Source organism: Roseateles sp. YR242 (genome assembly GCF_900109745.1).
Classification (GTDB): Bacteria; Pseudomonadota; Gammaproteobacteria; order Burkholderiales; family Burkholderiaceae_C; genus Roseateles.
The window spans coordinates 12,370-35,733 of record NZ_FOAV01000009.1; the positions used below are offsets into that span (position 1 = coordinate 12,370).

Below are 23,364 nucleotides of genomic sequence, written 5' to 3' on the forward strand. Positions count from 1 at the left end.
GCACAACACGCCCGCGCACCTCTCGGATCAGGCTGCTTGACTCTCAAGCCGCCGGACGCTCTGTGCCTGGCAAGGAAATATCAAATGTCCGAAATGGAATCTTTTGCCGCCCTGTTCGAGGAATCGCTGCTGCGCGCCAACATGCGCACGGGCGAGGTCATCTCGGCTGAAGTGGTGCGCATCGAGCACAACTTTGTGGTGGTGAATGCCGGCCTGAAGTCTGAAGCTTACGTTCCCGTCGAAGAATTCAAGAACGACCAGGGCGAAGTCGAAGTCCAAGTCGGCGACTTCATCTCGGTGGCCATCGACGCCATCGAAAACGGCTACGGCGACACCATCCTGTCGCGCGACAAGGCCAAGCGTCTGGCTTCGTGGCTGTCGCTGGAAAACGCGCTGGAATCCGGCGAGTTCGTCACCGGCACCGTCTCCGGCAAGGTCAAGGGTGGCCTGACCGTTCTGGTCAACGGCATCCGCGCCTTCCTGCCCGGCTCGCTGCTGGACACCCGCCCGGTGAAGGACATGAGCCCGTTCGAGGGCAAGACCATGGAATTCAAGGTCATCAAGCTGGACCGCAAGCGCAACAACGTTGTGCTGTCGCGTCGCGCGGTGGTCGAAGCCTCCATGGGTGAAGAGCGCGCCAAGCTGCTCGAAACGCTGACCGAAGGCGCCATCGTCAACGGCGTGGTCAAGAACATCACCGAATACGGTGCGTTCGTGGACCTGGGCGGCATCGACGGCCTGCTGCACATCACCGACATGGCCTGGCGCCGTGTCCGTCACCCGAGCGAAGTGGTGACGGTGGGTCAAGAACTGACCGCCAAGGTCCTGAAGTTCGACGCTGAAAAGAACCGCGTTTCGCTGGGTCTGAAGCAGCTGGGCGACGACCCGTGGTTCGGCGTTTCGCGCCGCTACCCGGCCAACACCCGCCTGTTCGGCAAGGTCACCAACATCGCCGACTACGGCGCGTTCGTCGAGATCGAACCCGGCATCGAAGGCCTGGTGCACGTCTCCGAAATGGACTGGACCAACAAGAACGTGGCGCCTTCCAAGGTTGTCTCCCTGGGCGACGAAGTGGAAGTCATGGTCCTGGAGATCGACGAAGACAAGCGTCGCATCTCGCTGGGCATGAAGCAGTGCCGTGCCAACCCGTGGGAAGAGTTCGCCGAGAACGTCAAGCGCGGCGACCGCGTCAAGGGCCCGATCAAGTCGATTACCGACTTCGGCGTGTTCGTGGGCCTGGCCCAGGGCATCGACGGCCTGGTGCACCTGTCCGACCTGTCGTGGAACGAGCCTGGCGAAACGGCTGTCCGCAACTACAAGAAGGGCCAGGAAGTCGAAGCCATCGTGCTGGCTGTGGACGTCGAGCGCGAGCGCATCTCGCTGGGCATCAAGCAGCTGGACGGCGACCCGTTCTCGACCTTCGTCTCGGTCAATGACCGTGGCATGTCGGTGACCGGCAAGGTCAAGGCCGTGGACGCTCGTGGCGCTGAAATCGACCTGGGTGAAGACGTCACCGGCTACCTGCGCGCTTCGGAAATCGCCCGCGACCGCGTGGAAGATGCCCGTAACGTGCTGAAGGAAGGCGAAGAAGTCACCGCGATCATCATCAACGTTGACCGCAAGACCCGCAGCATCCAGCTGTCCATCAAGGCCAAGGACAACGCCGACCAGCAGGAAGCCATGAGCCGCCTGTCGCAGTCGAACGAGCGTGAAAACGCTGGTACGACCAGCCTCGGCGCCCTGCTCCGCGCCAAGCTGGACAACCAAGGCTGATAAAAAGCCCCCCAGTCGCTTCCCTCCTTCCCCGGAGGAAGCGACCGGGTTCCGTGCTGGCAGTAATGCTCAACGGCGTTGCTTATTTCGCGGAGATTCAGGCTTTTACTGGTGCTTTGTGCTTGAGGCCTGAGTTAGGCTGAAAGCTGCAGCAGCGCCCTCAGACAGGCTCGCAACGATTTGCGGGCCTGTTGTTCTTCAAGATTCCCATAACCATGACCCGATCCGACCTGGTGGCCCACTTGTCCGAGCGATTCAGCCAGCTCACACAACGAGACACGGAGTTCGCGGTCAAGACCATCCTGGACGCGATGTCCGATGCCCTGGCCCGTGGCCATCGCATCGAGATCCGCGGGTTTGGCAGTTTCTCCATCAACCGTCGCCCTCCCCGCACCGGACGCAATCCGCGCAGCGGCGAGCAGGTGCTGATCCCCGAAAAGTTGGTTCCCCACTTCAAGCCCGGCAAGGCCCTGCGCGAAGCTGTGGATGCCCAACTGCCGGTAGACGACAACGCTGCATCTTGATCGGGCTCGCGCCCGCCTAGAATCGCGCCCATGCGAATCCTGGTCTGGCTCTTCCGCGCCTTCCTGTTCTTCACCCTCTTTGCCTTCGCGCTGAACAACAGCCAGGAGGTGATCGTGCACTGGTTCTTCGGCCAGGCATGGCGCGCTCCCATGGTGATTGTGGTGTTGCTGACCTTTGCGCTCGGCTGCGCCTTCGGCGTGCTGGCCATGGTGCCGGCCTGGTGGCGCCACAAGCGCGCCGCCGCCCGCGGGCTCCCACCGGCGGATGATCTGCCGCCCCCTCCCTCTCCCGACCCCAAGCTCCCCGATGGAATTTGATCTCAGCTGGTTGCTGATCGGCGTCCCCCTTGTCTTCGGGCTCGGCTGGCTGGCGTCCAAGCTGGACTCCCGCCAATGGAAGCGCGAGCAGCGCGACGCACCACGCGCCTACTTCAAAGGCCTGAATTTGCTGCTCAACGAGCAGCAGGACAAGGCCATCGACGCCTTCATCGAAGCCGTGCAAGCCGACCCGGACACCTCCGAGCTTCACTTTGCACTGGGCAATCTGTTCCGCCGCCGGGGGGAGTACGAACGTGCGGTGCGGGTGCATCAGCACCTGCTCTCGCGCGGTGACCTGCCCAAGGACGAACGCGACCGCGCCCAGTACGCACTGGCGCAAGACTTCTTCAAGGCCGGCCTGTTCGACCGCGCCGAGACCTCCTACGAGGCCCTCAAGGGCACGGCCTTCGACCGCGAAGCCGCCCTGGCCCTGCTCTCCCTGTATGAGCGCTCACGCGAGTGGGCCAAGGCCGCGGATGTTGCCGAAGCCCTGGAAGCGACGGGCACCGGCTCCTTCGCCAGCCGCATTGCCAACTACTGGTGCGAACTGTCGCTGGAAGCACAAAGCAGCCAGGACCTCGCCACCGCCCGCCAATGGCTGGACCGGGCCCGCCAGCGCGCCCCGCAATCTGCCCGCGCCTTTGTGCTGCTGGGCCAGATGCTGACCCGCCAGAACGATCAGGCGGGCACCATGGCCATCTACGGCGAGTTGCTCAAGGCCAACCCTGACGCCTTCAACCTGGTGGCGCGCGAATACGCCCAAGCCGCCATGGCCACCCAAGCCGTGCCACAGGCGCTGGCGCTGCTGGAAGCGCAATACAAGCGCCACCCCAGCATGGCCCTGCTGCTGGCGATTGCACTGCTGGAGCCCGCCCCGGAAGCGCAACGCCGCCGCCTCGCGGAACACCTGCGTGTCGAGCCGGCCCTGTCCGCCGCCACCCAGTTGCTGCAACAGAGCCAGGCGCGCCAACAGCCACTCAACGAGGATGAAGCCCAACTGGTCGGTGGCGCACTGCAACGTGCTGTGCGGCCGCTGCAGCGTTACCGCTGCGCCGCCTGCGGTTTTGAGTCCCAGCACTATTTCTGGCAATGCCCCGGCTGCCTGAGCTGGGACAGCTACCCGCCCCGCTGGGTCGAAGAACTCTGAGCCAGGGCCAGCGCCACTGCGACCTGAACATCGTTCACGTCCGGGGGCCGGCCTTTGCCCCCGAGGCTGTAGACCCGCGCCGGGTCAGACCCGGTCAAACCCGCCAGGTGCGGGTCATGGTCGCAGTACAAGCCCACGGTCGGCAGCCCATAAGCGGCGGCCAGATGGGTAAAACCCGTGTCCAACCCAACGGCGAGGCATGCCTCGGCAATGATCGAGGCACAGGCCCGCACATCCAGCAGTGGCGGCACCTCTGCGCCAGACGGCGAGGCGAGTTGCCTCGCCAATTGCTCCTCCGCCGGATTGCCCCACAGCACCACCAGACTCAGGCCTGCCTCACGCAATTGACGGGCCACCGCCAGCCAGTGCGGCAGTGGCCACAGCTTCTCCACCCGGCTGGCACAAGGCATGAGCACGGCGTAGGGCCGCGCCGGCGGCTGCCAAGCGCACTCAGACGGCACGGCCAGCCCAAAGCGGGCCGGCAGCGATGCATCAAATGACCGCCCCAGGGCGGCCGCCATCAACCGGCGATACCGCTCCACCGCCTGCATCGCGCGGGGCACCGTGACCTGCTGGTGATAACAGACACTGGCCAAGGCCTCACGGCTGCTGCCGATGCCAAAGCCCACGCGGTGCCCCCTCGCCTGCAGCGCCCAGCAGGCACTCTTGACCAGCCCCTGGAAATCGATGACCAGGTCGTAGGGGGTGGCCCGCACCTGCCGACGGGCCTCTTTCAACGCCTGCCAGGTGGCGCGTTGGCCGAGCGCCTTTCGCCACTGGCGCCAGGCTTGGCAGATCACCCGGTTCACGCCCGGATGCAGCAGGGGAATGGCCGCGAAGGGCGTTTCCACCAGCCAGTCGATGCGGGCATCGGGATGCACCCGCAGCAGGTCTTCCACCGCAGGAAGGGTATGAACCACATCCCCCATGGACGTGGTTTTCACCACCAGGACGCGCACGCTCATGGCCGCAGGCCTTGCGGGCCGTCATCGCGGTGGCGATCCGCCTGACCCGCCCCCTGACCGCCTCCGATCGAACGCTGCTCCGCCACCAGCGCCGGGTTCAGCTGGGGATCGTTGTACATCTTGAACTGCCGATACAGCTTGAAGCAGGCACGCCCGGCCTTCGTGTCAGCCAGCAGCGCATCCAGGCAGCCGGCCAGGTCCTCACGCTGCCAACGCAAGCGTTGCAGACGAATCCTGCAGTGCGCGCGGTGGTTCTCGTCCACGTCGCTGCGCACGGCCTGTTGGCCCATGGCGCGGATCTTCAGCGCCAGGATGGAGAGCCGGTCAATGATGGACCCCGCCGTCTCGGAGTTCAGCCGCGTGCTGACGGTGGCGCCGGGAGCGGAAAGCCTCTGCGTGGGGTCCCCGCTCACCGGATGCAGCAGCCCCAGTTGAAGCAGCATCAGCTCGTCCATGCGCTCGATCGCATCGTTGCGGGCCTGATTGAACTGATCGATCGCCCGCTTGTTTGCGGCGATGTCTTCGGCAGCGACGGTTGTGCGCCGCGCCAGATCTTCCTCGGCCCACAGCCGGGCATTGAAGTCGTGATTGCGCTGCACCCACGACCACAACAGGCTGTCTTCCGGCTCCGCGAAGGGCGTCTCGGGCCAGCCCGCGATCGTCAGGCAGTGATCGTGACGGCGCACGACCTCGACGGCCCGCAGGGGAATGGAGGCCACCGTGGGGTCTGGAATGGGTGCAGAAATATTCATATCGCGGAGTCGGCTCGGCCTGCCCTCCGGTTCCGGCCGGCAACCCACCCCAATAGGTAGAATCGCCAACCAAACCAGCCGATAGCGGTGGGCTATCTTCCCCGTACATGTCTACAAGCCCTGAGTCCCCCGACGCCCAGCGTGTCATCCTCTGCATGAAATGGGGAACGAAGTACGGCCCCGAGTACGTCAACCGGCTGTACGCGATGGTGCGTCGCCACCTGCGCGGCGACTTCAAATTCGTCTGCCTGACCGACCGCAGCGAAGGCATCCGTTCCGAGGTGCAGTGCCTGCCCATCCCGGCGCTGGCGCTGCCGGAAGGCATCCCCGAACGCGGCTGGACCAAGCTCACCACCTTCGAGGCGGACCTGCACGGCCTGCGCGGCACAGCGCTGTTCCTGGACCTGGACGTGGTGATCGTGGACGACATCACCCCGTTCTTCGAGGTGCCCGGCGAGTTCCTGATCATCCATGACTGGAAGCGCCCCTGGCGCATCACCGGCAACTCCTCGGTCTACCGCTTCACCCTCGGCGCCCATGCCGATGTGCTGGCCCGGTTCCGCACCGATTTCGAGAGCATCCGCACGCAGTTCCGTAACGAGCAGGCCTACCTCTCGGACGAGATCAGCCGCAAGGGCCAGCTGAAGTATTGGGACCCGCGCTGGTGCGCCAGCTTCAAATACCACTGCATCCCGCGCTGGCCGCTGAACTACTGGCAGGCCCCCGGCATTCCGGCCGGCGCCCGGATCCTGATCTTCCACGGCGTGATGAATCCGCCGGACGCGTTGGCGGGCCGCAGCAACGGCAATTGGCGTCGGCCGTTGCCGGCCCCGTGGATTGCCGACCACTGGCACGAATAGGTCTACCGACCCTCGCCCCTTCCCGCCCCTCTCGCCAGGCCTTGTCATGCACGAAGCCGCTCCCCCGCCCACGGCCACGCACAGCCCAGTCGCATCCACCGTCGCTGCGCGGCCGTGGCTGAGTTTTCTGATTCCCGCCTACAACGTCGAGGGATACCTGAGAGAGAGCGTGGCCTCCGTGCTGAGCCAGGCGGACGGGAACGTGGAAGTGCTGATCGTGGACGACTGCTCCACCGACGGCACCAAAGCCCTGATGCTGACGCTGGCCCGGGAAGACGGGCGCGTACGCTGCGTCTTCCATGAGAAGAACCAAGGCGTTTCGGTCACCCGCAACACGCTGCTGGACGAGGCGCAGGGCCAGTATTTCTGGTTCCTCGATGCCGACGACTACCTGGCCCCGGGCGCCGTCCCCCGCCTGCGCCAGATCATCGACCAGCACGCGCCGTCGCTGTTGATGTGTGACTACCTCATGGTGAGGGAGGCGCCCAAGCTCAAGCACCGCCTGCGGGGTGACCTGCGCAAGCGCACATTCAAGGGGCCGAAACGCCAACGCATCACCGATACCTCAGTGATCATGGCCGGGACCTTCCGGGGCGGGCAGATGCACCCCTGGTCCAAGATCGCGCGCCGCGAGCTGTGGGGCACGGACCTCCGGTTCCCGCCCGGCAAGCATTTCGAGGACATGCACCTGCTGCCCTTCCTTGCGTTGCGGGCACCGGACCTCTGGTACGAGCCCGAGGTCTGGGTGGTCTACCGCCAGCGCCAAGGCTCCATCATGCACACGCTCAATCTGCGCAAGGCGGACGACCTGGCCTGGGCCATGACCGGCCTGCGCGAGGCCGTGCAGGCGGCTCACCGTGCCCTGGATGCGGATGCAACCTTCGCCTGGGCCAACACCCAGGCACGCAGCTTCATCGGCGCCGCGCGCATGGCCTACCGCTTCGATCCACTGCGCAGCCCGGAGATCATTGCTTATTACCGGCAACTGATGGAGGCCGCCTCGCCCTTGCCGGTCAACGCGTTGCTGGGCGCTTATCTGCGCCGGGGATGGTGGGCCCGCGCCCTGCGACTGCGCCACTGGCTCAACCGGGCGGGGACACCCCCCAAGGCCCAGACCCCGTAAAGGAGGGATGGGCGGGGCAGGCCACCCGAGAGTGGGACGTGCCACAAGCTGCCGGCGAGCCACTCAGGCCGCCATGAAAGCCCCAGTTCTCACCCCCCCCGCCCTCACCAGCCCCAGGCCTTCAAGGGTCGAAGCAGCGCCAGAGACGGCGCCGCCGATCGCGTCGCCACCCTGGTTATCGGTCCTGATTCCGGTCTTCAACGTGGCGCCTTATCTGGCCGCCTGCATCGCATCTGTTTTTGACCAGGGCGTGCCAGGCGTTGAAGTGCTTGCGCTGGACGATGCCTCCACCGACGGGAGCGGCGAACTGCTGCAGCGGCTGGCGACCACCTATCCCGGGCTGCAGGTGTTCAGGCGCAGCCGCAATGCAGGCATCTCCGAGGCCCGCAACCAGCTGCTGGACCAAGCCCGCGGGGCGTACATCTGGTTCCTCGACAGCGACGACCTGCTCGCACCGGGCGCCATTGAATCACTGCGCGCCCTGCTGCAGCGAGAACCTGTGGACCTGGTGCTGTGCGACTACCTGCCTCTGCTCAGCCCGCCACCCTGCACGGCCCCTCGACCGGGCGTCAAGCCCAGGCCTACCTTTTCCGGGCCAGGCAGGCAACGCATCACGTCAGTGTCCCGGCTCGTCGAGGGCATCTTCAGAGCCCGGTGCCTCTATGCCTGGGCGAGGATTTCGCGGCGGCAGCTCTGGAACCTGCCAACGCCGTGGCGGTTTCCACAGGGCAAGGTGTATGAGGACATCCCCGCCGCGATCCAGTTGGCCTTGCGCGCCGGCAGCACCTGGCACGAGCCCGAACCATGGGTGTATTACCGCCGACGTGCCGGCTCCATCGTCAACACGCCGACCGCACGCAGCGCCAGTGACTTCGCAGAGGCCATGCGCGGCCTGCGTGCGCCTCTGATGGGCGCCGGCCTGGATGCGCACGCCCGGCAGGCCTGGATGGCGTTCACGATCCGCAACTTCGTGGCTGCTGGGCGGATGACACGGAAGCTCGTTCAACCAGACACGGCGGCACCGCCAACGTCCCGCATCACGCTCGATGAAGCCCAACGCTTGCGGCGCGCACACCTGGACGCGCTGGAGGCCAGCCTTCCCATGCCGGTGGCCCAACTGCAACGTCAGTTGTGGCTGCAAGGCCATTGGGTCCAGGCATGGCGGCTCCTGCGTGGGCGGCGCTTGTTTCGGTCACCTCAAACGGCCAGCAGCAAGTCCTCATAGCGCCGCGTCATCAGTTCCACGCTGTGTTCCTCGATGGCGCGTTGCCGCGCCGCAGTGCCCAGCCGCTGAGCCAGCACCTCGTCACGCAGCAGACGCTCCAGCGCATCAGCCAGGGCCACGGCATCGCCTTCGGGCGTGAGCAGGCCGGTGCGCTCGGGCACCAGTACCCCCTCCACGCCAGGCACCAAGGACGCCACACAGGCGCAGCCCGCCGCCATGCCTTCCAGCAGGGCCAGCGGCATGCCTTCCCAATGGGTGCTCAGCACGAAGATGCGCTGGCTCATCAGCAACCCGGGCACATCGCGGTGGTAGCCCAGGAACTGCACCTGGCCGGTGAGGCCCAGTTCGCGCACCAGGCGTTCGGCTGTCTTTCTGTATGAGGCCTTGCCGCCGCCGGCCAGATAGACCGGCGGACGCAGGCCGCGCTGGCCGAGCAATGCGACCGCGCGAATCAACGTGGGTTGGTCCTTCTGCCGTGCAAAGCGCGCGGACATCACGATGCCGGCATCGCGTTGCGAGTGAGGTCGCTCGTCGGCTGCGGCAAAGCGTTCCAGGCGGATGCCATTGGGGATCGCCAGCGTGCGTTCTTCCGGCATGCCCAGCGCCACCAGGCGTTGGCGCACACCTTCGGACACTCCCACCAGCTTGGCGCTGCGCGGCGCCAGCGCACGGGCCTGCGCCAGCGAGCCGGCGTTGTAGCGCTCACGGGAGTTGTGCTCCACCTGCACCACCGCCGGGACAGCGGCCTGCAGCGCCGCACGCCGGCCCAGCAAATGCTCGGGAAAGCCGTGGGCCACCATCACATCAGGCTTGAGCCGTTGACACAAACGGCGCAAGGACCAGACCGTCATCCAGTGCGCCCAGCCGGGCACCAGGTGCACCTCCAGCCCCTGGTCGCGCAGCGCCTGCACCTTGGCGGGGTCGGTGGACCGCTTGCGGCGCAGCGCCAGGACAGGCTGCAGCCGGCCGGCCTTGAGCTGCGAGAGACACAGCTCCACGGCCACCTGGGTGGCGCCGGAGAAACCGCCAGTGACGAAATGCAGCACGCGGCGGGTCCCACCCACAGGCGTGCCCGAAGGGGGAACGATCATCGCGTCAGTTTATCGGATGCCGCGCTGGCTGCCCGCCGGTGCAAGCTTCGGGGACAATGGGACCACGCGGTGCCCTGCGCCCGGGAAAACCGGGCGTGGCGCGCCTCACCAGATCCCTTTGCGCACCTGACCCTCCGGACTCCTCCATGACAACAGACTTTCTCATCGTGGGCGCCGGTTATGCCGGCTCCGTCTGTGCCCGCGTGCTGGCGGACGCCGGCAAGACAGTCCACCTGATCGACAAGCGGCCGCACATCGGTGGCAACGCCTTTGATGTGCGAGATGAGCAGGGCGTGCTGATCCACCCCTACGGCCCGCACATCTTTCACACCAACGCCAAGAAGGTGATGGAGTTCCTCTCGCGTTTCACCACCTGGCGTTTTTACGAGCACCGTGTGCTGGCGCAGGTGGGTGAGCAGTTGCTGCCCATCCCCATCAACCGCACCACCATTAACCAGCTCTACGGCCTCTCGCTCACCGAGGACGAGGTGCAGGGCTATCTGGAAACCGTGCGCGAGCCGCGAGACCCGCTGCAGACCAGCGAAGACGTGGTGCTCAACAGCGTGGGCCGCGACCTCTGCGACAAGTTCTTCCGCGGCTACACCCGCAAGCAGTGGGGGCTGGACCTCTCCCAGCTGTCGGCCGGTGTGGCGGCCCGCATCCCGACCCGCAGCAATGACGACGACCGCTACTTCGCGGACACCTACCAGTTCATGCCGGCCGATGGCTACACCGCCATGTTCGAGCGGCTGCTGGACCATTCCGGCATCACGGTGCGTACGGGTGTGGACTTCAAGGATGTGCGCGACGCGTTCGCGGGCAGCCACATCATCTACACCGGCCCGATCGACGCATTCTTTGACCACTGCTACGGGCCGCTGCCCTACCGCAGCCTGCGTTTTGACCACCAGCATCTGCCGGATACGGCGCAGTTCCAGCAGGTGGGCACGGTCAACTACCCCAACGACCACGACTACACCCGCATCACCGAGTTCAAGCACCTGACCGGCGAAACCCATACGGGCACGTCCGTGGTGCGCGAATACCCGCAAGCCGAGGGTGACCCCTATTACCCGGTGCCCCGGCCCGAGAACGAGGCCCTGTACAAGCGTTATGCCGCATTGGCTGACGCAGCCCAGGGGGTCACCTTCGTGGGCCGGCTGGCGCAGTACCGCTACTACAACATGGACCAGATCGTCGCGGCCGCCCTCAAGACCGCGCAGGATCTGCTGGATGCCGCCCCTGCGGCGCAAGCGGACTGACAGCTAGGGCGCCCCCTCCAGGCACGGCCAAACGGGGGGCCTACAATCCGCGTTCCGCTGTATTTGCGGGTGCGCGACAGCGCTCCGCCCCTGCTGTATTCATGAGCGCTGCCCCTCCCGCCTCCACGCCACTCGAACCGCTCGGCCCCACGGCGAGCCGGCTGTGGCGCTTCATGAAGCCGCACCGCCTGGGCCTGTTCCTGACGGTGCTCTCCTACCTGCTGGTGGCGGCCACCGAGCCCCTCATTCCCAACCTGATCAAGTTCGCGCTGGGGGAAGGCTTCGACCCCAAGACCGGCGCGGTTGGCACCACCACCTACAGCTTCCCCATCTGGATGGTGCCGGTGACACTGATCGGCCTGTTCGCGCTGCGCGGCCTGTTCAGCTTCTGCGGCCAGTACCTGCTGAACTGGACCATCTCCCGCACGGTCATGGACATCCGGGCCGCCCTGCTACAGGTGCTGCTGCGGGCCGATGCCCGTGTCTACACCAACCTGCAGCCCGCCACGGCGGTCAGCAAGGTGGTGAGCGACCCCCAGCAGGTCGTCACCCTGGTGGCCGGTGCGCTGGTCACCGTCCTGCGAGACGGCCTGCCTGCCATCTCGCTGATGGGCTACCTGTTCTTCCTGAACTGGAAGCTCACCCTGCTGTCTCTCATCACCGTGCCGGGCCTGGCGTTTGTCGTCCGTAAAGTGAACCGCCGGGTGCGCCGCATGGGCACCTGGGCGTATGACTCACAACTGCGGCTGGTGACGGTGATCGAGGATGTGACCCGCGCCTGGCGTGTGGTGCGCAGCTTCGATGCCGCCGAACATGAACGCCAGCGCTTTGCCCTGCGCGCCAAGGAAGTGCAGCGCAGCGCCCTGAAAACCGCTGCGGCCAATGCACTGGCGCAGCCGCTGTCGCAACTGATGGCCAGCATCGGCATCTCCATCATCGTCAGCCTGGCGCTGCTGCAGGCGCGGCAGACCGGCACCGGTGTGGGTGAGTTCGCCGGTTTTGTCACCGCCCTGTTGCTGATGAGTTCCCGCCTGCGCCACCTGAGCGACGTGATGCAACCCATCACCAACGCCCTAGTCATTGCGCGTGGCTGCATGGGCCTGCTCGACCTGCCCGCCGAACGGGACGTCGGCACCCGCGAACTGGCCCAGGCCCGGGGAGACATCCAGCTGCAACAGGTCACGCTTCGCTACCCCGGCGCCAACCGCGACGCACTCACCACGCTGGACCTGCACATTCCCGCTGGCAAGACCACCGCCCTGGTGGGCAGCTCTGGCGCAGGCAAGAGCTCCGTGGTGAGCCTGCTGCTGGGCTTCGAGCATCCGGACAGCGGACAGATCCTGTTCGATGGCGTGCCCATCGACGAGCTCACCAAGGCCAACCTGCGCCGCCAGTTCGCCGTGGTATCCCAGGACATCGTGCTCTTTGACTCCTCGGTGGCCGACAACATCGCCTATGCCCAGCCGCGTGACGATGCCAAGCTGGAGCAGGTGCTCCGCGCAGCGGCCCTGTGGGACTTCGTGCAGGGCCTGCCGGATGGCCTGGATAGCAACATCGGCGCCAACGGCGGCAAGCTCTCCGGCGGCCAGCGCCAGCGTGTGGCCATCGCCCGGGCGCTGTACAAGGACGCACCGGTGTGGATCTTCGATGAAGCCACCTCCGCGCTGGACACCGAAAGCGAACGTGCCGTCCAGCAGGCGCTGGAGCAGTGGCAAGGCCGCAAGACACTCATCGTCATCGCCCACCGCCTCTCCACCATCCGACGTGCCGACATCATCCAGGTGATGAGCGACGGCCGGGTCATCGAGAGCGGAGACCACGACGCCCTGGTGGCCGCCGGCGGCATTTATGCCGGCATGGTGCAGGTTCAGCATTGAAGGCCGCCTGAGGCCAGCTCAACGTTTCAGCATTGACACAAGCTTGCTAAGCAGCCGACATACCCTGTCGGTCCAATGAGGACTCCTCTCTGACGGAGTTCCTCATGCCGCTGATCCGCCACGACACTCGCCAGGCCGCGCAAGCCCCAGCCGACAACGCCCCTGCCAGCCATGATGGCCATGACCATCACCTGGGCCTGGCCCATGACCTCGCGGTCTTGAGCCAGCAGCAGCAACGCCGCCGCACGCTCGGGCTGGTGGCCGCTTTCGCCGGCTTTGGCACACTGCCGCTGATCAGCTGCGGCGGGGGTGGATCGGAAGACAGCAGTTCATCGTCGGGCAGCTCCTCGGGGTCCAGCGGATCTGGCAGTTCGGGTAGTTCGGGCAGCTCCGGCAGCGGATCCACCACCAGTGGCACCACCAGCTGCAGCGTCATCCCGGAAGAAACGCAGGGCCCCTACCCCGGCGACGGCTCCAACAGCAACAGCAGCGGTGTGGTCAACGCCCTGACGCTCTCGGGCATCGTACGCAGCGACATCCGGTCCAGCATCGGTACCGCCAGCGGCACGGCCGACGGCGTGGCCATGACGATCACCCTGACCCTCGTCAACGCCGCCAACAGCTGTGCAGACCTTTCCGGCTACGCCATCTACCTGTGGCACTGCGACCGCCCTGGCCGCTACTCGCTCTACAGCAGCGGCGTCACGTCCGAGAACTACCTGCGTGGCGTGCAGGTCACGGGCAGTGACGGTACTGTCACCTTCACCACCATCTTCCCGGGCTGCTACTCGGGCCGCATGCCGCACATGCACTTCGAGGTGTATCCCAGCGTCAGCGCCGCCACCTCCTATGCCAACAAGGTCAAGACCTCGCAGATTGCCTTCCCCACGGATGTCTGCGCCACGGTTTACGCCTTGAGCAGCTACAGCAGCAGCCTGACCAATTTCAACCAGATCTCCTTCGCTACAGACAACATCTTCAGCGATGGCTACAGCACCCAGCTGGCGACGGTCACCGGCAGCACGTCGGCCGGCTACGCCGCCTCACTCACCGTAGGTATTTCCGCGTGATCAAACCGCCTCCGTTCCCGTCCGCCTGGCCGCCCTCTTCCAACGAGGAGGCGGGCAACGCCCTGCCGGCCTCTCCCGCGCCGGCCGTGGCTCGTGTATCGTCCGACGACGCACCGGCCTCACGGCCGGCGCCTCTCGTGGAGGACCGAATGACCCGATGCCTGGTGGTCGATGATGACGCGGAGATCCGTTCTTCGCTGCAGGACTATCTGCAGAAGTTCAGCGTGACGGTGAACACCGCCGCTGATGGACGCGACATGCGCCGCCTGATGGCGGCCCAGGTCTTTGATGTGGTGGTGCTGGACCTGATGCTGCCCGACGAAAACGGCCTGAGCCTGTGCCAGTGGATCCAGCAGCACCACCCCAGCGTGCCGGTGATCATGCTCACTGCGCATGGCGACCCGATCAGCCGGGTGCTGGGCCTGGAAATGGGCGCGGACGACTACCTCTCCAAGCCCTTCGAGCCTCGTGAACTGGTGGCTCGTATCCATGCCATCCGGCGCCGCGCCAAGCGGGGCGAGAGCGAGACGCAGACCCGCCGTGAGTTCCGTTTTGAAGGCTGGAGCTTCGACCGCCTGCTGCGTCAGCTGGTGTCGCCCCAACAGGTGGTGGTGCCGCTCTCCAGCGCGGAATACCGCATGCTGACGGCGCTGGTCGAGCGCCCGGGCCGGGTGCTCTCACGCGAGCAACTGATCGAACTGACCCGCGCCCCTGGCGTGGAAGTGAACGACCGCAGTGTGGACCTCACCATTTCCCGCCTGCGCCAGAAACTGGGTGATTCGCCGAAGGACCCGCGCCTGATCCGCACCATGCGCGGTGAGGGTTATCTCTTCGACGCCCAGGTGCAGTCTTGACCGACAACGCTTCCGCGCGCCCCGGCCTGCGCCAGTGGGTGAACCGGATCCTGGGCGACACGCTGGCCCGCCGCATCTTCCTGCTGCTCTGGATCACGCTGGTGGCCGCCCAGGTGCTGGCCATCATGACGGTGCAGTGGGTGGAGGGCTGGAACATGCCGCTGGCGCATGTGCCGGTGGCGCCCACGCTGCCGCCCATGGGGCAGATGGGGCCTGGCCCTCAGGGGCCGATGCGGGACGGCGGGCCTGGGCCGTTCTTTCAGGGGCAACGCCCGGGTGCGGCGAATGGTGGCCTCAACGGCAACCGCGCCAGCGATGGCAGCAGTGCGCCCTTCGAAGCCAATCGTCCGGACGGCCCGCCGGATTTCCGGTCGCAGGATTTCCACGATGTTCCCATCCCTGGGGCCGGTCCCGATTTCACGGACCGCGGGCCGCGTTTTCAGGAACGCTCCAACTTCCGTGGCTTGAGCAACAAGGCCTTGTTGCTGGATTACGGCATTCGGCTGCTGGTCACCGCGCTGGCCGCCTGGCTGGCGTCCCGCTGGCTGGCCAAGCCAATGCGGCAACTGGTGCACGCCTCCAGAAAACTCGGGGACTCTTTGCACGGGCATGAGCGCCTGCCGCTACTGGATGAGCACAGTGGCACGCTGGAAGTGCGGGAGACCGCTCAGGTGTTCAACGCGATGGCCCGGCAACTGCGGCGGCAGTTCAACGAACGCGGGCTGATGGTCGCCGCCATTTCCCATGACCTGCGGACCCCGCTGACGCGCTTGCGCATGCGGCTGGAGACCCTGGACATCGAAGACCAGCAACGGGTCCGATCGGTGGAAGACATCCTCGAGATGAACGCCCTGATCGATGCGGTGATGGAATTGTTCCGTGGCGACAGCCCCGGTGTGGTCGAGGATGCGCAGGATGTGGACATCGGCGCCCTGGCTCAGTCGATGGTGGACGACCTGGCCGAACAGGGCCAGACCGTCAGCGTCGACATCCAGGGGGAGGCGGTGCTGGCGCGCGGTCAACCGATGGCCTTGCGGCGCGTGCTGGGCAACCTCATCGGCAATGCGTTGCGATATGGCGGCCGGGCGGATGTGCATGTCGGCCGGGATGACCGGGGCGCCTGGATCCATGTCTGCGACAACGGGCCCGGCATTCCACCGGACAAGATCGAGGCCGTGTTCGAGCCCTTCTACCGTCTGGAAGAATCGCGCAACCGGCATACCGGTGGTGCGGGCCTGGGGCTGTACATCGCGCGGGAACTGACGCGGCGCCAAGGCGGCGAGCTGGCGTTGACCAACCGGCCTGCGGGCGGATTGATGGCGGAGCTGCGTCTGCCCTGAGCCCGCCACTTAGGCGCCGGAAGCGACAGATACGCCTGCGACGCCTCAGGCCACGAGCCGTGGCGGCCCGGGCGGGTTGGGTGGCATCTGCAGCGCAAAGCCACCGGCCCGCTTGCGCATCGCAGCGGGGTCCAGCTGCGGTGCCTGCGCCGGCCAGCCGAAGAAGCGCTGGATGTCGCTGCGCCGGGCCAAGGTGTCTGCCATGCCCAGCGTGATCAGTTCGGTGGTGTAGGCCGGCTCGAACAGCAGGTAGCTCAACAATGCCGAACCACTGGCATTGGCCCCCTCCCCCGACACCCCAACACTGCGCAACAACGCCCGGATGGGCGGTGGCAAGGCACTCACGTGCTGGGCCGCCAGGGTGTCCAGTGGCCGGCTGGGAGCGATCACCAGGGCATCCAGTGGGCGCAAGGGCGTGTTGCGCAGGGCTTCCTCGGGCAGCAGGGAGAGCGTCTTGTTGATGCGGTGCATCCGCTCGATATCCACCGCCAGCGCGTCCAGGAAGATGTTGGAGAGGGCGTGGCCGGCAATCTGCGCCAGGCTGGGGTGGCCGGTTGGTGTCGGGCTGTGGGTCCCCTCCCCGCCGGCTTCGTGCATGCGGCCGGCCCCGATGATCAGCACCTTCTGCGCCCCCAGGTGAACAGCGGGCGAAATGGGGGCGGTCTGGCGCATGGAGCCGTCACCGAACCATTCCATCTTCCCCTGCAGTTCCAGCGGCTCAGCCGGAAAGATGAAGGGGATGGCGGACGACGCCACCAAATGATCGATGGTCAAGCGCCGGGTCTGCACGGCCAGCCGCTGGCTGCGCACCCATGGGGCGCGGGCCTGCTGGGTCTGGTAGAACGTGACGTGATGGCCGGAGGTATAGCTGGAGCCAGTGACAGCCAGCGCATCCAGATGGCCTTGGGCCAGCATCTCGTCCAGCCGGTCCAGCTGGATCCAGCGCGACAGCAGGCCACGGAGGGGGGTGTTGTCCAGCAGGCTGCGCGGCCGGGTGCGACGCCAGCGGGCCAGTGCCCAGCCCAGACTCATCATCGTGAGCCAGCGGGCCCCGCTGCGGATCACGCCGAGGGAATCGGCGGCATACACCTGGTCCACGTGGATGTTCTGCCAGATGTACATCAGCCCATCCACGGCTGAGCAAAAGTCGTCCGCCTGGCAAGCCAGTGTGGCGGCGTTGATGGCACCGGCGGACGTGCCGGCGATCACCTGAAAGGGGCTGTCCCCGGTGGTGCAGGCATCCCGGCGCAACTGCGCGATGGCAGCGAGCACCCCCACCTGATAAGCCGCGCGCGCCCCGCCTCCCGTGAGGATCAGGCCGGTTTTCTGCGGGGCATCCATGGTGGTTCAAGCTTACGCCTGACTACCTGGGATGAACCTTGGAAATGATCCGTCAAATGGGGGATCGACGGCGGCGGGGAGACGGTGTTGGCGAGGCTCGGCGGTGCTGGGGTCCAATTTTGGCCTTCAACGCCGCTCACCCTCCCGCGTCGTACACGATCTCCGCCGGCGCCAGCTTCTCCAGAGCCTCATCACTCGGCCAGAACTTCCCGGCCCCGCCGAGCCCCAACTCCGCGATTGCGCCGTCCCGACGGATGGGAATGCGCAGTTCCAGGCCCTGGCTCAGCACGCCCTGCTCGGTCTCCACCCGCTTGGCCGGCCAGCTGCGGATCAGCTCCAGCACCGTTTCGGCAGGCAGGTTCGGCGCCGTGCGCAGGAAGCGCCCAAACTTGGCGCGTGCCTCCGGTACGCCATAAACCTGCTGGATGTTCATGCGCAGACCACCAGAGAAACGGTCGTTCTGCACCTTGCCCACCGCGATGATCAACTCATCCTCCGCCAGCAGTTCCTTGTGCTTGTTGAGCAGCTCTTCATTCGCCACCGCTTCGATGGCGTCGCTCTTGTCGTCCAGCTTGAAGATGCCCACCCGGCCGCGTGAGCCGTTGATCACACGCATGTCGCCCACGATCCCGGCCACCACCACCGGCTCGCGGCTGTCCTGCAGGTCCACGATGCGGCGGCGCACCATCTTGCGGATCTCGCTTTCGGACTGATCGAACAGATGGCCGGAGAGGTAGAAGCCGATCGCCGTCTTCTCCAGCGTCAACCGCTCCTTGATGCCCCACGCCGGCACGTCCACCAGGTCCGGCTCGGCCGTGGAGCTGCCGTGCGTGTCGTCGAAGTCGAACAGCCCCCCCTGGTTGACGTTCTGCGCCAGGTTGTCGGCATAGGTGTAGCCCAGCCCCACACTGGCCTGCAGGCGCGCGCGGTCCGGCTCCAACTGGTCAAACGCGCCAGCCTTGATCAATGCCTCCACCACGCGCTTGTTCACCGACTTGCGGTCCACACGGGCGCAGAAATCAAAGAAGCTCTTGAAGGGGCCACCTTCCGTGCGAGCCCGCACGATCGCCTCGATGGCGCCAGCCCCGGTGCCCTTGATCGCACCCAGGCTGTAGTTGATCTTGCGCGAACGCGGCGTGGAAGCGGCGCGCTTGCCGTCAGCCTCGGGCGCCCCGGCAGCAGCAGCCGGTGCCATCGGCTCAAACCGCCCGACCCCCAGGTTGATGTTGGGCGGCTCAAACTCGATGCCGAACAGCTTGGCGTCATTCATGAGCACCTTGAGCTTGTCGGTATCGTCCGATTCGATGGTCATGTTCGCGGCGAAGAACTCAGCCGTGAAGTGAACCTTGAGCCAGCCCGTGTGATACGCCAGCAAGGAGTACGCGGCGGCGTGCGACTTGTTGAAGCCGTAGCCCGCAAACTTCTCCATCAAGTCGAAGACCTCGTCGGCCTTGTTCTGGTCAATACCCTTTTCTGCCGCGCCCTTTCGGAACAGGTCGCGGTGCATGGCCATTTCCTCGGCCTTCTTCTTTCCCATCGCGCGGCGCAGCATGTCCGCACCACCGAGCGAGTAACCGCCCAGTACCTGCGCGGTCTGCATCACCTGTTCCTGGTAGACCATAATGCCGTAGGTCTCGGCCAGCACGGGCTCCACCAGGGGGTGGGGGTACTCCACCACCTCCTTGCCGTGCTTGCGCGCCACGAAGCTGGGGATCAGGTCCATCGGGCCGGGCCGATACAGCGCGTTCAACGCGATCAGGTCTTCCAGCCGGGATGGCTTGGCGTCCTTGAGCATGCGCTGCATGCCGCTCGATTCAAACTGGAACACCGATTCGGTCAACCCGTCGGAGAACAGCTTGTAGGTCTTCTTGTCGTCGAGCGCGATGGTCTCGAACGCAAAGTCGGCATGCTCGGGATAGCGGCCAACAATGAAGTTCTTGGCCAGTTCAAGAATGGTCAGCGTGGCCAGGCCCAAGAAGTCGAACTTGACGAGGCCGATGGCTTCGACGTCGTCCTTGTCGTACTGGCTCACCGCCGAGGTCGAACCCGGCTGCTGATATTGCGGGCAGAAGTCGGTGATCTTGCCCGGCGCAATCAGCACCCCACCCGCGTGCATGCCGATGGAGCGCACGGTGCCCTCCACCCGTGCCGCCATTTCCAGCAGGCCGGCCACTTCCTCGTCCTGCTTCTCGCGCTCCTCGATCTCCGGGGACTCATGCCGCGCATAGACCATCTTGGCCTTGTCCGGATCGAAGTCCGGTGGCAGCTTGGCCAGCGTCACGGTCTTGCCCGGAGGCGCCGGCACCAGCTTGGCGATCGAATCGACATGGCCGAAGCCCATGCCCAGCACCCGGCCGATGTCCCGCAGCGCGCCCTTGGCCGCCATGGTGCCAAAGGTGGCGATCTGGCTGACCGCCGGGCGGCCGTACTTGTCCTTCACGTACTCGATGACGCGGTCACGGTTGCCCTGGCAGAAATCGATGTCGAAGTCGGGCATCGACACCCGCTCAGGGTTCAGGAAACGTTCAAACAGCAGGTTGTATTGCAGCGGATCCAGGTCGGTAATCAGCAGCACGTAAGCGACCAGCGAACCCGCACCGGACCCCCGCCCCGGGCCCACCGGGCAGCCATTGTTCTTCGCCCAGCGGATGAAGTCACCCACGATGAGAAAGTAGCCGGGGAAGCCCATCTTGATGATGGTGTTGAGTTCGAACTCCAGCCGCTCCACATATCGCGGCCGCACCTCATTGCGCTTGGCCTCGCTGGGGAAGAGCAGCGCCAACCGGTCTTCCAGGCCCTCATAGGAGAGCTGTCGGAAGTACTGTTCCATCGGCAGGGGCGTGCCGTCTGCCTGGATGGGCGTGGGGAAGTTAGGCAGTTGCGGCTTGCCCAGCACCAGGCTCAGGCTGCAGCGCCTGGCAATCTCAACGGTGTTGGCAATGGCGCTGGGGATGTCAGCAAACAACACCTCCATCTCCGCCTGGCGCTTGAAATGCTGGCTGGGCAGGAAGCGCTTGATGCGCTTGGGGTTGGACAGCGTCTCGCCTTCAGCCACGCAGACCCGGGCCTCATGCGCCCCGAAGTCATCCTCTTCCAGGAATTGGATGGGGTGGGTGGCCACCACCGGCAGGCCGGCCTTGGCCGCCAGCGGCACCAACTGGCGTACCAGGGACTCCTGGCCGGGCAAGCCGGCGCGCTGGAGCTCCACATAGAAACGGTTCGGGTAGATGGCGCCCAGCCGCCGCGCCCATTCCAGCGCCTTGGTCTCGTCACCCGCGATGAGCGCCTGGCCCACCGGACCGAATTGCATACCGCCCAGGCAAATCAGGCCCTCATGGAGTTCCTGCATCCATTCCAGCTTGAGCAGCGCCTGGTTGCGCTGGACGTTCTGGATCCAGGCCCGGGAGAGCAGTTCGCTCAGGTTCAGGTAACCCTGGAAGTTCTGCACCAGCAGCAGCACCCGGGTGGGCGGCTTGTCATTGGCATCCGGTTCCAGCCACACCTCCGCGCCGAGGATGGGTTTCACGCCCTGCTTGCGGCAGGCGTTGTAGAACTTCACCCCGCCAAACATGTTGGCCAGGTCGGTCAGGCCTAGGGCGACCTGGCCGTCCTTGGCGGCCGCCTTGGCGGCGTCGTCGACGCGCAACGTGCCGTCAACGACGGAAAACTCGGTATGAATGCGGAGATGAACAAAAGCCATACCCGGGATTGTAGGGAGGCTGGCACCCTCCCTTAGGGGAAACTCCTCGCGGTCGAGGTGGCTCCAGCGCCAGCCGTCGCTCTCCCGGGCGGTATGCTGCCGCTCAGTGGAATGGTTCATGTAACGACCGCACTGGAGCTCCTGGATGAAGACTGTCTCGCCCGCCCTGCTGGTGACCACCCTGCCGGTGTCCGCCCCTAAAACCACCTGGGTCGCACTGCTGACGGCCCTGACGCTGGCTGCCGGGCCGGCATGGTCGGCGGAGGCAGGCGCAGCGGCGACCCCCACGAAGCCGGCGACCAAGGCCACGCGGCCCGCCGCCGCCCGCGCCGCCGTGGCCCCCGCCAGTGGCGCCTCCCAGGCCGCCCGCAGCAGCGCCGACATCATCGCCACCGCCCCCGCCGCCGCCTGGCGGGATGTGGATCCGGACAACCTGCTGATCATGACCCTGCCGCAGGGCGAGGCGTTGATCGAACTGGCACCGCGCTTTGCGCCAAAACACGCCCAGAACATCCGCGCCCTGGCTCGCGGCGGCTACTGGGACGGCCTGGCCATCCTGCGGGTGCAGGACAACTACGTGACGCAATGGGGCGACCCGGATGCCGATGACGAGGACACCGGCGTCAAGGGCAAGAGCAAGCCATTTCCCGCCGGGGCCGAAGCGCACTTGCCGGCCGAGTTCGACGTCCCCCTGAAGGGACTGCCCCTGACCGTTCTGCCGGACGTGGACGGCTGGGCGCCCCGTGCGGGCCATGTGGACGGCTTCCCCGTGGCCGCCAACCCGGCCACCGGCCGCGCCTGGATGGCGCACTGCTATGCCACCGTCGGCGCCGGCCGTGGCAACGACGTGGACTCCAGCACCGGCGCGGAGCTGTACGTCGTGATCGGCCACGCCCCGCGCGGGCTGGACCTGAACATCACCGTGGTGGGCCGCGTGCTCAAGGGCATGGAGGCCCTGTCCGCCCTGCCGCGCGGCACCGGCCGGCTGGGTTTCTACGAAAAGCCGGAACAGCGCCAGCCCATCACCCGTGTGGTGCTGGCCTCCACGCTGCCGCCGGACCAGCGCCCGCCCCTGCAGGTACTGCGCACGGACACCCCCACCTGGCAAGCCCTGCTGGAGGCGCGCCGCCACCGTGGCGGCTGGTTCGTGCACAGCCCCGAACACACCGAGATCTGCACCGCCGCCGCGCCGGTGCGCACCCGGCCGACCGATGTGAAGCTGGAGAAGATCGTTTCTCCTGAAAGCAAGCGCTGAGATCCCGGCCGGCGTGCGCGCGGAGCCACCTACAATCACGCGTTTTGCACCGTATCCACGGGCCCTGAGCCCAACAGCCGACGTGAACGCATCCGGCCCGTCCATCCTCAATATCTCCTGCTACCTGTTCGTCGAGATCAACGCGCCCGAGGCGCTGCGCGACGTCCTGCACACCCGCGCCGACGCGCTGGGCCTGAAGGGCACCGTGCTGATCGCCGAAGAGGGCATCAATCTCTTCCTGGCCGGCCCGGCGCCGGACGTGAACGCCTGGGTGGACGCCCTGCGCGCGGATCAGCGCTTCGCCAGCCTGGCCCCCAAGGAAAGCTGGAGCACCGAGGTCCCCTTCCGTAAGCTGCTGGTGAAGGTGAAGCCGGAGATCATCCGGATGAACCATCCCACCATCCGCCCGGACCAGAGCCCCCGCGCCCCCGCGCTGCCGGCCGCCACGCTCAAGCGCTGGCTCGACCAAGGTCACGATGACAACGGCCGTCCGGTGGTGACACTTGACACCCGCAACGGCTTTGAAGTGGATGTCGGCGCCTTCGATGGCGCGATCGACTGGCGCATTACCAAGTTCAGCGAGTTCCCGGAAGCTGTGAAGGCCCACCGCGCCGAACTCGAAGGCAAGACGGTGGTCAGCTACTGCACCGGCGGCATCCGCTGCGAAAAGGCGGCGCTCTATCTGGCCGAGCAGAACCTGGGCGGCCCCGTCTATCAGCTCGAAGGCGGCATCCTCAAATACTTTGAGGAAGTCGGCGGGAACCACTACCACGGCGACTGTTTTGTCTTTGACGAACGGCGCGCGGTGGACCCTGGCCTGTCCCCGGCCCCTCACAACGAAGCCCTGGATCGCCACTGAGCGATGAGCGCGCCACGACGCTCACCCT

19 protein-coding genes are annotated in these 23,364 nt (G+C 66.1%); 14 read left to right on the forward strand and 5 right to left on the reverse strand.

Annotated elements, in window-relative coordinates; genetic code table 11:
* Positions 1 to 93: 93 nt before the first annotated feature.
* The 4 genes from rpsA (at position 94) to lapB (ending at position 3,762) form a co-directional block, all read left to right on the forward strand.
* Positions 94 to 1,773, forward strand: coding sequence for a 30S ribosomal protein S1 (gene rpsA, locus BMY53_RS16650; RefSeq protein WP_092947776.1), 1,680 nt, complete (start codon positions 94 to 96; stop codon positions 1,771 to 1,773).
* 215 nt (positions 1,774 to 1,988) lie between these two features.
* Positions 1,989 to 2,297 carry an integration host factor subunit beta gene (locus BMY53_RS16655; RefSeq protein WP_092947626.1) on the forward strand — a complete coding sequence of 103 codons (309 nt, stop codon included), beginning with the start codon at positions 1,989 to 1,991 and terminating at the stop codon, positions 2,295 to 2,297.
* Between the two features lie 30 nt (positions 2,298 to 2,327).
* Positions 2,328 to 2,615 (forward strand): LapA family protein, encoded by a 288-nt coding sequence (locus tag BMY53_RS16660; RefSeq protein ID WP_092947627.1) that lies wholly within the window; start codon positions 2,328 to 2,330, stop codon positions 2,613 to 2,615.
* Positions 2,605 to 3,762 carry a lipopolysaccharide assembly protein LapB gene (gene lapB, locus BMY53_RS16665; protein WP_092947628.1) on the forward strand — a complete coding sequence of 386 codons (1,158 nt, stop codon included), beginning with the start codon at positions 2,605 to 2,607 and terminating at the stop codon, positions 3,760 to 3,762. The genes BMY53_RS16660 and lapB overlap by 11 nt, the downstream gene beginning before the upstream one ends.
* Here lapB and waaC read toward each other — a convergent pair.
* Together waaC and BMY53_RS16675 are read right to left on the reverse strand one after the other, a co-directional pair.
* Positions 3,732 to 4,727: a lipopolysaccharide heptosyltransferase I gene (gene waaC, locus BMY53_RS16670; RefSeq protein WP_092947629.1), complete on the reverse strand. Its 996-nt coding sequence runs from the start codon at positions 4,725 to 4,727 to the stop codon at positions 3,732 to 3,734. The two genes, lapB and waaC, sit on opposite strands and share 31 nt — an antisense overlap.
* Positions 4,724 to 5,479 (reverse strand): DUF4254 domain-containing protein, encoded by a 756-nt coding sequence (locus tag BMY53_RS16675; protein WP_092947630.1) that lies wholly within the window; start codon positions 5,477 to 5,479, stop codon positions 4,724 to 4,726. Before BMY53_RS16675 ends, waaC begins: the two co-directional genes overlap by 4 nt.
* A gap of 107 nt (positions 5,480 to 5,586) precedes the next feature.
* On the opposite strand from BMY53_RS16675, the gene BMY53_RS16680 reads away from it, so the two are divergent.
* The 3 genes from BMY53_RS16680 to BMY53_RS16690 all read left to right on the forward strand — a co-directional run bounded on the left by BMY53_RS16680 (position 5,587) and on the right by BMY53_RS16690 (position 8,687).
* Positions 5,587 to 6,339, forward strand: a complete 753-nt coding sequence (locus tag BMY53_RS16680; RefSeq protein WP_092947631.1) for a glycosyltransferase — start codon at positions 5,587 to 5,589, stop codon at positions 6,337 to 6,339.
* Between the two features lie 46 nt (positions 6,340 to 6,385).
* Complete coding sequence (locus BMY53_RS16685; RefSeq protein WP_092947632.1) at positions 6,386 to 7,462, forward strand: glycosyltransferase family 2 protein; 1,077 nt, start codon at positions 6,386 to 6,388, stop codon at positions 7,460 to 7,462.
* Positions 7,463 to 7,535: 73 nt separating this feature from the next.
* Positions 7,536 to 8,687: a glycosyltransferase family 2 protein gene (locus tag BMY53_RS16690; protein ID WP_177200924.1), complete on the forward strand. Its 1,152-nt coding sequence runs from the start codon at positions 7,536 to 7,538 to the stop codon at positions 8,685 to 8,687.
* Here the strand turns inward: BMY53_RS16690 and BMY53_RS16695 are convergent.
* Positions 8,660 to 9,778, reverse strand: a complete 1,119-nt coding sequence (locus BMY53_RS16695; protein WP_092947634.1) for a glycosyltransferase — start codon at positions 9,776 to 9,778, stop codon at positions 8,660 to 8,662. The genes BMY53_RS16690 and BMY53_RS16695 overlap by 28 nt on opposite strands.
* A 146-nt stretch (positions 9,779 to 9,924) precedes the next feature.
* Here BMY53_RS16695 and glf point away from each other — a divergent pair, with 146 nt between their 5' ends.
* From glf to BMY53_RS16720, 5 genes are all read left to right on the forward strand, one after another.
* Positions 9,925 to 11,040, forward strand: coding sequence for a UDP-galactopyranose mutase (glf, locus tag BMY53_RS16700; protein WP_092947635.1), 1,116 nt, complete (start codon positions 9,925 to 9,927; stop codon positions 11,038 to 11,040).
* A 101-nt stretch (positions 11,041 to 11,141) separates the two neighbouring features.
* Complete coding sequence (locus BMY53_RS16705; RefSeq protein WP_092947636.1) at positions 11,142 to 12,917, forward strand: ATP-binding cassette domain-containing protein; 1,776 nt, start codon at positions 11,142 to 11,144, stop codon at positions 12,915 to 12,917.
* Positions 12,918 to 13,021: 104 nt separating this feature from the next.
* Positions 13,022 to 13,987 carry a dioxygenase family protein gene (locus BMY53_RS16710; RefSeq protein WP_143074111.1) on the forward strand — a complete coding sequence of 322 codons (966 nt, stop codon included), beginning with the start codon at positions 13,022 to 13,024 and terminating at the stop codon, positions 13,985 to 13,987.
* A complete protein-coding gene (locus tag BMY53_RS16715) occupies positions 13,984 to 14,841 on the forward strand; it encodes a response regulator (RefSeq protein ID WP_255370248.1) in 858 nt (285 codons plus the stop codon). The genes BMY53_RS16710 and BMY53_RS16715 overlap by 4 nt, the downstream gene beginning before the upstream one ends.
* The gene (locus BMY53_RS16720; protein ID WP_092947638.1) at positions 14,838 to 16,181 is read left to right on the forward strand and encodes an ATP-binding protein; all 1,344 of its coding nucleotides are present in this window, start codon (positions 14,838 to 14,840) and stop codon (positions 16,179 to 16,181) included. Before BMY53_RS16715 ends, BMY53_RS16720 begins: the two co-directional genes overlap by 4 nt.
* Before the next feature lie 45 nt (positions 16,182 to 16,226).
* Here BMY53_RS16720 and BMY53_RS16725 read toward each other — a convergent pair whose 3' ends face one another.
* Entirely contained in the window at positions 16,227 to 17,522 is a 1,296-nt protein-coding gene (locus tag BMY53_RS16725) for a patatin-like phospholipase family protein (protein WP_092947639.1), read from the reverse strand.
* A 136-nt stretch (positions 17,523 to 17,658) separates the two neighbouring features.
* Positions 17,659 to 21,222 carry a DNA polymerase III subunit alpha gene (gene dnaE / locus BMY53_RS16730; RefSeq protein ID WP_092947778.1) on the reverse strand — a complete coding sequence of 1,188 codons (3,564 nt, stop codon included), beginning with the start codon at positions 21,220 to 21,222 and terminating at the stop codon, positions 17,659 to 17,661.
* A 145-nt stretch (positions 21,223 to 21,367) separates the two neighbouring features.
* Here dnaE and BMY53_RS16735 point away from each other — a divergent pair, with 145 nt between their 5' ends.
* Both BMY53_RS16735 and BMY53_RS16740 read left to right on the forward strand, forming a co-directional pair.
* Positions 21,368 to 22,477 carry a peptidylprolyl isomerase gene (locus tag BMY53_RS16735; protein ID WP_218151252.1) on the forward strand — a complete coding sequence of 370 codons (1,110 nt, stop codon included), beginning with the start codon at positions 21,368 to 21,370 and terminating at the stop codon, positions 22,475 to 22,477.
* An 82-nt stretch (positions 22,478 to 22,559) separates the two neighbouring features.
* On the forward strand, positions 22,560 to 23,336 hold the full coding sequence (locus tag BMY53_RS16740) for a sulfurtransferase (protein ID WP_092947640.1): 777 nt from the start codon (positions 22,560 to 22,562) through the stop codon (positions 23,334 to 23,336).
* The last annotated feature ends 28 nt before the right edge of the window (positions 23,337 to 23,364 follow it).